At 40.4% G+C, this 13,365-nt stretch carries 8 protein-coding genes; 7 read left to right on the forward strand and 1 reads right to left on the reverse strand.

What is annotated here, in order from left to right:
• Positions 1-2 precede the first annotated feature (2 nt).
• The 4 genes from GD631_RS12100 to GD631_RS12115 are packed head-to-tail and all read left to right on the forward strand — an operon-like array spanning position 3 to position 6,225.
• The gene (locus GD631_RS12100; protein ID WP_009041181.1) at positions 3-1,349 is read left to right on the forward strand and encodes a RagB/SusD family nutrient uptake outer membrane protein; all 1,347 of its coding nucleotides are present in this window, start codon (positions 3-5) and stop codon (positions 1,347-1,349) included.
• A gap of 21 nt (positions 1,350-1,370) precedes the next feature.
• Complete coding sequence (locus tag GD631_RS12105) at positions 1,371-3,902, forward strand: glycerophosphodiester phosphodiesterase family protein (RefSeq protein WP_143257241.1); 2,532 nt, start codon at positions 1,371-1,373, stop codon at positions 3,900-3,902.
• 30 nt (positions 3,903-3,932) lie between these two features.
• Positions 3,933-4,853 (forward strand): glycerophosphodiester phosphodiesterase family protein, encoded by a 921-nt coding sequence (locus GD631_RS12110; RefSeq protein WP_185911642.1) that lies wholly within the window; start codon positions 3,933-3,935, stop codon positions 4,851-4,853.
• A gap of 16 nt (positions 4,854-4,869) precedes the next feature.
• Entirely contained in the window at positions 4,870-6,225 is a 1,356-nt protein-coding gene (locus GD631_RS12115) for an MFS transporter (protein ID WP_143257242.1), read from the forward strand.
• 136 nt (positions 6,226-6,361) lie between these two features.
• Here the strand turns inward: GD631_RS12115 and GD631_RS12120 are convergent, their stop codons facing one another.
• The gene (locus GD631_RS12120; protein ID WP_143257615.1) at positions 6,362-7,930 is read right to left on the reverse strand and encodes an ATP-binding protein; all 1,569 of its coding nucleotides are present in this window, start codon (positions 7,928-7,930) and stop codon (positions 6,362-6,364) included.
• A 232-nt stretch (positions 7,931-8,162) separates the two neighbouring features.
• Between GD631_RS12120 and GD631_RS12125 the strand changes: the two genes are divergently transcribed.
• The 3 genes from GD631_RS12125 (at position 8,163) to GD631_RS12135 (ending at position 13,350) form a co-directional block, all read left to right on the forward strand.
• Entirely contained in the window at positions 8,163-8,783 is a 621-nt protein-coding gene (locus GD631_RS12125) for an RNA polymerase sigma-70 factor (RefSeq protein WP_004315628.1), read from the forward strand.
• A gap of 127 nt (positions 8,784-8,910) precedes the next feature.
• On the forward strand, positions 8,911-9,906 hold the full coding sequence (locus tag GD631_RS12130; protein ID WP_143257243.1) for a FecR family protein: 996 nt from the start codon (positions 8,911-8,913) through the stop codon (positions 9,904-9,906).
• A 45-nt stretch (positions 9,907-9,951) separates the two neighbouring features.
• A complete protein-coding gene (locus GD631_RS12135; RefSeq protein ID WP_143257244.1) occupies positions 9,952-13,350 on the forward strand; it encodes a TonB-dependent receptor in 3,399 nt (1,132 codons plus the stop codon).
• Positions 13,351-13,365: the final 15 nt, after the last annotated feature.

The following is a 13,365-nucleotide window of genomic DNA, read 5'->3' on the forward strand; positions in this document are numbered from 1 at the left end:
GTATGAAACGATACTATACTATAATCAACTATTTGCTATGTAGCATTTGCCTTTTGTGGATGACGGGTTGTTCAGGTATACTGGATGATATGCGGCCTAAAGATCAGATACCTCAAGATATGTTGAGTGAATCCGATTTGGAAAAGTTATTGAATGGAGTGTATGCCGAAATGGAAGAACTGGTATTCAAATTTTATATGGATGGTGATGTAAAAGGCGAGAATTTCAAGGCAGGTCCCGGATTTTCCATGAACGACCCCATGTTGATGGCTCCTAGTTCTAAAGAAGTTTTGAGCCAGTGGCAGAAATGTTTCACAGCCTTGAAGCAAGTTAATTTCTTGGTCGAAACATACGAAGCGTCATCTAATAAAGAGAGTCAGGTTGTGAAGCAGACAGGAGGGACCGGATACTACTTCAGAGCTTTGATTTATTATCATTTGGTCACTCGCTGGGGAGGAGTTCCTATCTTGCGTAAGCGCACTTACGACGTCGTTCCCATTTCCCCCGAAACCGAAGTGTGGAGTTTTATAAAAGAAGACTTGGCTAAAGCAGAAGGATTACTGTCTGATTTCACCGATCGTTTTTATGTGTCTCTTAGTGCTTGTGATGCGCTTCATGCCAAAGTATGTTTGTCCTTGAAAGACTATACAAATGCCGCAGCTTATGCCGACAAAGTGATTACAAAATCAAATTTCGCATTGAGTACTACATCAGTTGAGTATGCCCAAGCGTTTGTCTCTAATAGCAGTAGCAAAGAACTGGTCTTTGCGTTAGCCAATAAGCGTAGTACAAGTTTGCTGTTATTCTACCAGACGGTCAATGACATCGATCCGACTTGGGATTACTCTCCTTCTACCGAATGTTACAGTCATCTTTATGATGATACCGCCGTAAAGTCAAAGGATATACGGGCAAAGGCAGTATTTGGCGCAGATAATAGCCGTATTATTAAATTCCCGAATGGAAGTACCGGTCAGTTTGTTACCAATGAACAACCGTCACAAACCCCGATTGTGGTTACCCGTGTGGCGGAAATGTATCTGATTAAAGCGGAAGCATTGGGAGCAGTCAATGGGTTGGCTACATTAAAAGAATTTATGAACAAACGTTATGCAACCGTCTTGTTGCCTTCGAATATGACTGATATAGAGTTTCAGAATCAAATACTTGATGAGCGTCACCGCGAGTTGTATGCAGAAGGTCAACGATGGTATGATTTGAAGCGAACCAACCGTTTGGACTTGTTTTCTTCCTTGAACGGTAGAAACTACCTGATGTATTATCCTGTTCCCCAGTCGGAACGCGATTTGGCGGGAGAGGAAAATTACCCTCAAAATGAAGGCTATTAATTATCTTAGAAAGAACAAAGTATGAAGAATATAAAAATAGTAACAACGTTTTTTATCTGCTTGCTGCTACTTTCAGCATGCTCGGATGATTGGAAGGAAAATGCGCTGACAGCTAAATTTACTTTTGACAAGACAACCTACTATGTAGGCGAAGAAGTCAGTATCACGAATGAGACAGTAGGCGGAGAAGGTAATTATACCTGCCAATGGGATTTAGGGAATGGAGAGACTTCAACAGAAGTTGCTCCTAAAGTGACTTACGAAACGAATGGGGCATATACAGTGACTTTGCACGTGAAAGACAGCAAAGGAAATTATGCAATGGCTCATAAATTATTGACGATTGAAGCTGAACCTCTGCCCGAAGTCGGCAATGTGAAACTGAAATGGGTGGGTGCCCACGTATTGGGCGAAATCCGTTCTACGGCTCCGGCAGTCAGTGATGATAATAATGTATATATGACTTCCAATGACCATTATTTGCGGAAATTCTCGGCCGCTACCGGTGAGCAATTGTGGGAGTTCGACTTATGGACATCGGCTGACGGTGATTCTCCGTCCGGTAATACGCATACCACTCCAAGCATTGATACGGATGGTACTGTGTATGTAGGAACAGGTGACACAAGTGGCAAAGTAGGGCGCGTATATGCCATCAATCCTGATGGAACAAAGAAATGGGTAGTTGCCGGAGATGCTGAAAAAGGATTTTGGAATAAAGGACAGGCTTCTACGCCTCGTATTAATTATCTGACTTGTGCGATTGGAGAGAATCATATCTATATGGGTAATGGCGGCTCTACGGGATCTGTGCTTGCTGTCGATAAGAATACCGGTTACAGAGTAGGTTATGTGGCAAACGCAGACAATTCTGGAGGTCCGTCGGGGGGAGTATCTGCCGGAATAGCATTGGCGAACAACACATTAATTTGGGCTGGTGGAAAGAACGGCTTATTCGGCGCGTCGGCGTCTGTGCTGAATACAGGTGGTAATGTGATGTGGGCATGGCAAATATATAGTTCGGGAAATGATAAGCCTTCAGAAAACATGAATGCTTCCGTAGCTGTGGATGCAGCCGGCACTATATACGGAATTGCCACCTTCCCGAGTATAGGAAGCAGTGCGTTTGCTATTGGAAGCGACGGGGTTGAGAAATGGCGTACTTCGTTAGGAAATGTAGGAACACTAGACCAAGGGGGTGTTGTGATAGGCTTGGACGGAAGTATCATTGTAACGGTAAAACGTGCTCCGGGTGAAGCCACAGGAGGAATCGTTGCATTATCTCCTAATGGAGTTGTTCAATGGCATTACGGTGTGCCGGAAGACGTCAGTGGATGTGCGGCAATCGATCAGGCCGGAAATATTCATTTTGGAACACAATCCGGTAATTATTATATCATTAAACCCGAATCCTCGGAAGAACAGCTAATCTTGAAAAAAGACTTGGCCGCACTGATTAGCGAGAGCGATTCTCCTTTAAAAGATAACTGGGAAGCGGGTATCGGAAAAATCTGGAGTTCGCCTACAATCGGACCGGATGGAACGATCTATATTGGCGTTACTCACACGGTAGATCCGTCGAAGAGTGTCCTGGTAGCTTTGGAAGATGAAGGTATAACCGGATGTGCAGCTTCGGCATGGCCGATGAAAGGGAAAGACAGCCGCCACACCAGCGCACAGTTGGGAGGATCGGGGGAGAATCCGGGTGGCGAACCGGGCGGGCAATTGCCTATTACAGGAAATCTGAAGACCGATTTAAAGAATTTATTTGATGATAGTTCCTATAAGGTCTGGCTTTGTGCCCATCGGGCGAACACGCAGAAAGGTATAGCCGACGGCATACCGGAGAATTCATTAACTTCCATAGAGTATGCAATCAATGCAGGAGTAGAAATGATCGAACTTGATGCACGTCCCACCTCTGATGGAATATTGGTGCTGATGCACGATAATACGATCGACAGAACCACTAACGGAAGCGGTGCGGTAGGAGATTATTCTTATCAGCAATTACAGCAGCTCTATCTTAAAGATGCAGCAGGGAATCTGACAAACGAACGAATCCCCACTTTAGAGGACGCATTGAAGAAAGGCAAAGGAAAGGTTTATTTTAACTTGGATATAGTCAACAAGAACGTTGCCGTAGCGACAATGGTGGCATTACTTAAAAAACTCGACATGGAAAACGAAGTCCTGCTTTATGTTTCAAACAACCGTAATTATGCATACGATTTGAAAGCGGCGAACAGCGCTCTGTTACTGCATCCGATGGCAAAAGCTTCAGATGATATTACCTATTTTGCTTCATCTTACACGGACAATGTGCAGATGATGCAACTTTCCACTTCGGATGCTCTTGCGGGAGCGATGACGGAAGACATTAAATCCAAAGGTTGGCTTTTATTCTCCAATATCGTAGGAGCGAATGATACGAACATGTTGTCGGACAACTATTCGGGGCTGGTAGGCATGATAAACAAACGTATTAATGTCGTACAGACTGATTATGCCGAATTAGCTGCCAAGTATTTAAAATCCAAAAAGTATAGATAATCCCCCAAAGTATAGATGATAAAAATGAATATGAAAAACTACCTGATAATAGGAATTATTTTGCTGTTTCCTTTCCGCTTGTTTGCAGATGAACCGGTGAAGGCAATTTACGCAAAGATTACGAATCCTGATAATAAAGAAGTAACCGTAGTCGCCCACCGGGCGGATTGGCGCTTTGCACCTGAAAATTCGCTGGCAGCAATAGAGAGTTCTATCCGGTTGGGAGCCGACGTCGTGGAGCTGGACGTTCAGAAAACCAAAGACGGACAGTTGATCCTTATGCATGATAAGACCTTGGATAGAACGACCACCGGAAAAGGTAAGGTTGCCGAGTGGACACTGGATTCTATCCGGACACTCCGTTTGAAGAATGGCGCTGCTTTGAGAACCAAACATCGTGTGCCTACATTGGAGGAAGCATTATTGACGGCCAAAGGGCGCGTTATGGTAAATTTGGATAAGGCTTATCCGATATTCGATGAGATTTTCCCCATTTTGGAGAAAACCGGAACCGTTGAACAGATCATCATGAAGGGGTCAAAGCCTGTTGCAGAAGTGAAAAAGGATTTGGGAAAATATTTAGACCGGATCATATATATGCCAATCGTACATTTGGATCGACCGGGAGCTATGCAGCAAATAGATGATTTCATGAAAGAACTTCACCCGGTAGCCTTCGAATTGTTGTTCGAATCGGATACTTGTCAATTCCCCAAACAAGTGAGGACGAAGCTGGAAGGAAAAAGTAAAATTTGGTATAATACCCTTTGGGATACGATGGCAGGCGGACATGATGACGACAAATCATTGGAAAACCCGGATGAAGGATATGGATATTTGATAGATAAACTTGGAGCAACAATTATCCAGACCGATCGTACTGCTTATTTACTGGAATACTTGCAAGCCCGTAAGAAACGTAATGAGCATAAGATAGACGCCTTTCATTAATATGTAAACTTCGGTTATGTCATTTAAAATATTGGATTTTTATAAAATCTCTTCCCCGCTAGCCGGGGGAGAGACTGATTCAGAAGATTCTTCCCGCTTTAAGCGCATCCGTTGGGCTACATTTTTGTCGGCTACTACCGGATATGGCATTTACTATGTTTGTCGCCTTAGCATGAACGTAGTGCGCAAGCCAATTGTAGAGGAGGGAGTATTTTCCGAAACGCAATTAGGAATCATCGGTTCCTGTCTGTTTTTTGTGTATGCAGTGGGTAAGTTGACGAATGGTTTTCTTGCTGACCGTAGTAATGTTCGGCGTTTTATGTCTACTGGGTTATTGTGTTCCGCTTTGATAAATTTATGTTTAGGTTTCACTAGCTCCTTTTATGCTTTTGTTTTACTTTGGGGATTGAATGGTTGGTTTCAGTCAATGGGAGCAGCATCCGGAGTGGTTTCGCTCACTCGGTGGTACAGTAGTAAAGAACGGGGAACTTTTTACGGCTTTTGGTCTGCTAGTCATAATTTGGGTGAAGCATTAACCTTTATTTCCATAGCCTTGTTAGTCAGTTGGATGGGATGGAGGTATGGGATGATTGGAGCTGGCATTATTGGGATATTAGGTTTCTTTATGATGCTTGTCTTTATGCGTGATACGCCACAGAGTCAGGGATTCTTGTTGAACAAAAATTCTTCATCTGTGGATTCCCATTCTTTGTCTGGTAAACAAACGGAAGATTTTAACAAAGCACAAAAGGCTGTCTTGAAGAATCCTGCAATTTGGATTTTGGCTCTGTCCAGTGCATTTATGTATATTAGCCGCTATGCGGTAAATAGTTGGGGTGTTTTCTATCTGGAAGCTCAAAAGGGATATTCTACGTTGGATGCCAGTTTTATAATATCAATCAGTTCTATCTGTGGAATCATTGGCACGGTATTTTCCGGTATCATTTCCGATAAAATGTTTTCCGGCAGTCGTAATATTCCAGCTTTAGTATTTGGGTTGATGAATGTAATAGCACTTTGTTTGTTTCTCTTAGTTCCGGGAGCTCATTTTTGGATAGACGTGTTGGCAATGGTACTTTTCGGTTTAGGTATCGGAGTTTTGATCTGTTTTCTGGGTGGTTTGATGGCAGTGGATATTGCTCCCCGTAATGCTTCGGGTGCTGCATTGGGAGTAGTTGGTATTGCCAGCTACATCGGAGCCGGATTGCAGGACGTGATGAGCGGTATTCTGATAGAAGGGCAAAAAACAGTTCAGAATGGAGTAGATGTTTATGACTTTACTTATATCAATTGGTTTTGGATTGGTGCTGCTTTGCTTTCGGTGTTGTTTGCTTTGCTGGTGTGGAATGCAAAATCAAAAGAAGTAGATTAGTTATAAAGATGTATTAGGTTAGATGGACAATGCTTGTCCTATATGGGATGACAAACATTTGTTTTCGAGGTATTAGTTGCCATTCCGGGAAGTACGCTATACAATCATAGCTTTTCTTCCCGGAATGGTTTTTTATTTAATTATTCATTTCTACCAGCCAGCGACTTAAGTTTCTGCTTTCGGCACTAAACTCAACGCCTACCTTTACAATTTCTCTATGATCTGCTTTATAAGAAATTAAATACCCTTTATCTTCAATTTGTTTAAGTGCTTCCTCGGCAGTACCATTCAGCTTAAATTCAAATACATAAATGTATTTAGGTGTTTTTACCACAGCATCGGCACGACCACGTGAACTACGGACTTCCGCTTCCGTAAACTGTCCCATCAGTTTGAAAATCAAATAGAAAATAACCTGATAATGCCGTTCCGTTTGATCATTCAATTCATAAGGTATATCGGTGAAAAAGGCTTCCATACGGGTGAGGAAAGCGTCGTAATCACCTTTCTCTAATTCATCAATAAACTTTCCAATATAAAATCCTTGGTCGTTATTCTTCATTGGAGTATAGAACGGAATAAGGAAATTGATGAATCCATAGCGTACCTCATCATTAGGAAAATCCAATAGATAATTATTAAATCGCCTGTCGTAGTCTTTAATCGTCAAATATCCGCTTTGATAAATCAGTGGAATTGGATTATTGGCATCCACCCTATACTCTGCAAAAGAAGAAACAGGGGCTTCGATACCATTTAATAATGTACGTAAATCATATTCACTTTTTTGCAGAAGTTCAACCAGAAACGTAGGTGTACCAGTTTGAAACCAGTAACTGCCTAGTTCCAGTTTACTGAAAGCATTCAACACACTGAACGGATTAAATACTCCTTCACCATCCTGATGAAAATGATAGCCGTCGTAATTGCGTTTCATTGCTGTGACTACTTCTTCCGGCAACAGATGATTTTTACGACCGAAGGTTTCTATTTCAGGATCGAAAGTACTGGTTAGTTCCTCATGGGTGATGCCGCAAAGTGTTGCATAAGAGTAGTCAAGACTGATGTCATTCAACTGGTTCAGATCGCTGAATACACTGACTTGCGAAAACTTGGTTACTCCGGTAAGAAATACAAATCGCAAATAACGGTCGGTGCTTTTCAGAACTCCATAGAAAGCTTTCAGCATCTGACGATATTCTTCGAGTAATTCCAAATTGTTGATAGCTTGCAAAAGAGGTTTATCATATTCATCGACCAGTACAACCACTTGGTGTCCTGTTCGTAAAAAAGCCTGTTCTATGACATAACTGAAACGTTCTTCCGGACTGCGATCTCTTTTCTCGTCACCGTAGACAGCTTCCCATTTTTCAAGATACTGATTCAGCATTGCTATCAGGTCTGCTGCCGTCTCATACTTCCGGGCGTTTAAGTCAAGATGTAGAACGGGATGCTGCTCCCATTTTGTTTCCAGCTTTTCAATAGCCAAACCCTCGAAGAGGTCTTTGCGCCCTTGAAAATAGGCTTCAAAAGTAGAAAGAAGCAGACTCTTGCCGAAACGTCTGGGGCGACTGAGGAAATAAGGTTTTCCTGTTGAGATGATTCGCCATACCAATTCCGTCTTATCCACATATAGATAATTATTTCTTCGGATATCCTCAAAGGTCTGTATTCCAATAGGAAGTTTACGCATCAAGTCATACATATTCGGTTCTTTAGCTGTTATACACATCAAAGGTAATCATTATTTCGAAATAATGATGAATGAACACTTTAAAAACGGGATATATCTGATATATATCATCTTTCTCCTTATATATTTGTTGCTTGCGTAACAAAAAGATTCCCCAAAATGCGGATAAGTGGAAAAATATTAATAATATTGTCATCCGATATTTTACATCTTTGTTATACTTTTGTTCTTAAAATGCGACACTATGATTGAATTTTCAGATGAGAAATTCTTATTGGATGAAATAAAAAAAGGAAATAATCAAGCTTTTGAATATCTTTTTAAGACCTACTATCCTCGTTTGCGTGGCTATGCTATTCGTTTTGTTGAAGATGAAGAAACGGCTCGTGATATTATTCAAGAGTGCTTCTTGCGTTTCTGGGAGAAGCGGGCATTGCTGTCGGCAGTATCGGTCACATCTTTGCTTTTTGCGATGGTGCGTAATGGATGCTTGAATTACTTGAAGCATCTTTCGATTGTTGAGAAACATCAGATTGAATATCTTGCATCTGTTGATGGAGAAGAACGGCTCTACTATTCCGATTTCGCATTAGATGCCGAACATAAACTGCTGTATGACGAGCTGCAGGAACAGATCAACATTGTCATTGGGCAATTGCCTGAACGCTCCCGCGAGATATTCCTGATGAGCCGTTTCAAAGGACTGAAGAATCGTGAAATAGCAGACAAACTTCAAATATCGACCACGGCAGTTGAAAAACACATTGCCAAAGCATTGCAGTGCTTCTCTAAACACTTCAAAGACAAGTATCCGGTAGATATTTATATTATAATTATTGCCTGGGTTATTATGAATAATAAATAAAATGGAAAAGATAAACCATTGAAAATTAGGGCAAAAAAGCAGGAAACGAAAAATTCCTGCTTTTTTATTTCTATCGGTGGTTGGGTAAAAGAAATAATAGTTGTTACATCTTATAGAAAGTGAAATTATGGAAGAAAAGAAAAACATTCGTGAGTTAGCTATTCAGTATTTCGAAGGAAGAATCCTGCGCAAAGACGAGAAACTGTTGTTTGAGTATGTCGGGCAAAGCGAAGAAAATCGTGCGACATTCAGACAATGGGAAAAGGAGTGGATTGCATCAGGCATTTCAGATTCCGGAACAATCGGAGAATGGGAAATTTTGCAGCGCAAGATTCGCACTCAAGAAGCTATTATCCCGATGCTTACTGTTTCAAAATTCCGGTCATCCGTATGGCGGCAAGTTGCTGCGGTTGCGGCTATCGTGATTCTGACCATAGGAGGCACCATAGGTATTTGGCAGATTTCTTCCTCATTAAAGCCGGAGACGTATTTTGTATGCGAAACTCCTTATGGAGAGAAGAGTAAAGTCGTTCTTTCTGATGGGACAGTCGTTTGGCTTAATGCAGGTTCCACACTGAAGTATTCGAACAAGTTTAATACGGCCAATCGTAAAGTCGAATTGAACGGTGAGGGATATTTTGAAGTCACAAAGAAGGAGGGAACCACTTTCATCGTACAGACACATGGATATGACGTAGTCGTAAAAGGAACGAAGTTCGATGTATCCGCATATGCGGACGATCCGTTTATTTCCACCACTCTGCTCGAAGGTTCGGTCGAGTTGAATTATAAGGGGACTCCGGTTATGATGTCTCCTGGTGAATCAATAAGATTGAATGTAGAAACCGGGAAATTTGTCCGTACCCAAGTAAATGCCTCACAATCAAAAGCGTGGGCGGAGAATCGTATAGAATTTGATCATATTACATTAAAAGAACTAGTCACAAAACTATCCCGGCAATATGATGTGAATATTCGATTGGAATCGGAGTCGATAGGCGATAAGACTTTCCGTATTTCTCTGCGAAACAGAGAAACGATAGGAGAGGTGATGACTGCTTTGCAGGAGATCATCCCGATAACCATCGAACGTATAGACAAGGATATATATATCAGAGAATAATTTCTATTTAGTAACAACTATTATTAAATTAAATCAGGAAGAACTATGAACAACCGAAAGAACTTATTACGGTTACTTCTTTTCGTTTCATTGAGCTTTGTTGCAGTAATTTTAAATGGTCAAACAGTGAGTAAGACATTTAAAAATGAAGCTTTGAAAACGGTATTGAAAGAAGTGGAAAAACAAACCGGACTATCTGTTATTTATAAAACAGACGAGGTAAATGAGAACAAGATGATTACGGCAACATTTAAAAACACTCCAATAAATACTGTTTTGGATAAAATCCTTGATGAAGGATTAACTTATAAACTGCAGAATAAAATGATTGTAATTTCTAAAAGTAACCAACAAAAGCAATCAAAAAGTGGAGAGAAAAAGAAAATTTCCGGAACGGTTGTAGACGAAAATGGTACTCCTATTATTGGAGCAAGTGTCCAGATTAAAGGTGAAGCGCAAGGAACAATTACCGACTTTGATGGTAAATTTGTTTTGTCAGATGTGCCGGAAAAATCGCTATTGACTATTTCTTATATCGGATATTCGACAATAGACATTGCTGTTACTGATGAGAAACTTTCAAAGATAACCATGATAGAAGATAGTAAGTTGATTGACGAAGTTGTAGTAGTAGGTTATGGAAGCATGAGAAAGCAGGATGTCACTACTTCCATTGCAAGAGTAGGGGGGAAAGACTTGAAAGACATGCCTGTTACAGGATTTGACCAGGCTATTGTTGGTAAAATGGCTGGTGTTCAAGTAACTCAGACTTCTGGAAAACCTAACAGTGGTGCTACTATTCGCGTGAGAGGTACAGGTACTATTACAGCAGGGGCAGAGCCGCTATATGTGGTGGATGGAGTACCATTGGAAAGAGCTTCAAGTGCTTTGGAAACTGTTGATATGAATGATGTGGAATCGATTGAAATATTAAAGGATGCTTCTTCGGCAGCAATTTATGGCTCACGTGGAGCAAATGGTGTTGTAATGATTACTACCAAAAAAGGGGCGAGTGGAAAAGCGAAAGTCAGTTATAATGGTTCTGTTGGTTTTCAAGCGCTTTCAAAAAAGATAGATATGTTAGACGCTTATGAATTTGCAGCATTTGCACGTGACGGGCATAATGGTTCGTATTTAACCTCTTATCCTGACGCTAGTCCTGATGACCCTAATGAAGTACGAAAAAAATCTTACGACAAGATTCCACCTGAGTTATTTCCATATTTAGAAGGACAGAAAGGGCTAACAAATACAGATTGGCAAGATGCATTATATCGTACGGCTCCTATTACAAAGCATTCCATTTCTATAAGTGGTGGTGGGGAAAAGACAAAATTCTTTATTTCTGGAAGCTATTTAAATCAATCGGGTATCATTGTGAATTCGGGTTATGAAAGGTTTGGTGCTCGTCTCAATTTCACTTATAAAAGTGATAAAGTGGAATTAGGTGTTAATTTTTCACCGTCTTATTCGATAGAGGACAGAGTGGATAGTGATAATAATAAAGGAGTGGTAATTAATGCATTAATGATGCCACCTGTATGGCCGGTATATAATGAGGACGGTTCATATAATTATATGGGAAACGGATTTTGGAAAATAGGTACTGACTATCAGCATAATGCTGTTTTAAATCCTGTCGCAATGGTTAATCTGACAAAAGATCAGGTGACTCATGCTAATTTATTAGGTAACTTCTATTTTCAGTGGGAGATAATTAAAGGTTTGAAGTATAAGTTTTCAGCTGCCACTAATTATAATTATTTTTATAATGAGTATTATCGTTCGTCCGAATTGCCGTTACAGGGAGAGAAGTATTTTCAATCACCATCAAACCCCGTAGCTAAATCCAGTGGAACGTACTATTTGAACTGGCTTATAGAAAATACTTTAAATTATCAAAAGAACTTCAATGGTCATAATTTAAATGCTATCATTGGATTTACAGCTCAAAAAGATATGATGAAGAAGCATTCTGTACAAGCTACGGATTTTGTGAATGATTTAGTGCAGAATGTAGCCGGAGGAATTGTTTCTACAGGTGGAGCAGATTCACAGGCGTGGGCATTGGCTTCTTTCTTGGCACGGGCACAATATGATTATAAAGGAAAATATTTATTGAGTGCCGCTATACGTTCAGATGGTTCGTCTCGTTTCGGGAAGAATAATCGTTGGGGATATTTTCCGTCAGTCTCTGTTGGATGGCGTATCATTTCTGAAGATTTCATGAAAAATCTTCCTTGGGTTAGTAATCTGAAATTACGTGCTAGTTATGGTATATCCGGTAACTTTAATATTGGAAATTATGAACATATTGCTATGTTGAAATATAATCAATATGTATTGGGCACGGGTGAAGGTAGTTTAGTATCAGGTTTGCGTCCGTCGCAGATTTCAAATGATGATTTAGGATGGGAAAAAACTCGGATGTACAATGTCGGATTAGACATCGGTTTATTTGACGAACGATTGACATTTGAATTTGATATGTATCAAAGTAATACCTACGATCTATTGTTAGACGTACCTATCCCTCAGATTACGGGATTTTCAGATATGCGCAAGAATATTGGTGAAGTACGTAATCGTGGTGTTGAATTTACGATAGGTACCCATCACAATTGGAGTGGGTTCAGATGGGATGCAAGTTTCAATATTGCTGCCAATAGGAACAAAGTTCTTAAACTTGGACCCGAAGATGCTCCGATCATCACATCTGCGGGTGTTAGCCACGCATATTTTAAAACAGAAGTAGGTCAGCCTATCGGCAATTACTTTTTGTTGGTTCAGGATGGAGTATTCAAGAATCAGGCAGAGCTAGATGCATATCCACACTTCTCAAATGCAAAAGTCGGTGATTTCAAATTTGTAGACGTTGATGGAAACGGTGAAATGGATTTGGATGATGACCGCGCAATTGTTGGCAATTATATGCCGAAGTTTACATATGGATTTATGAGTTCATTTGCATATAAAGGGATAGATTTGTCATTCAACTTGCAAGGTGTTCAGGGAAATAAAATTCTTAATCTACAAAGGCGTTATATAGCTAATATGGAGGGAAATGTAAACAGTATGGTCATTGCTTTAGACCGTTTTCAATCAGTGGAAAATCCGGGTAACGGACAGGTGAACAGAGCAAACCGTAAGTCAACCGGTAACAATTCACGCACATCTACATGGCATTTGGAAGATGGTTCTTATCTTAGAATGCAAAATATTACTTTAGGATATACATTGCCTAAGAATTTTGTACAAAAGTTCGGATTAACATCATTGAGACTTTATTTTTCCGGTCAGAATTTATTTACGATAACCAATTACTCCGGTTATAATCCGGAAGTAAGTAACTATAATTCTAATGGTTCCTTGACTCCTGGTGTGGATTATGGATCATATCCGTTATCTAAGACTTATTCGTTTGGTTTGAATGTTAGCTTTTAATAAATACATGAAATT

The organism is Bacteroides luhongzhouii, from assembly GCF_009193295.2.
Lineage (GTDB): Bacteria > Bacteroidota > Bacteroidia > Bacteroidales > Bacteroidaceae > Bacteroides > Bacteroides luhongzhouii.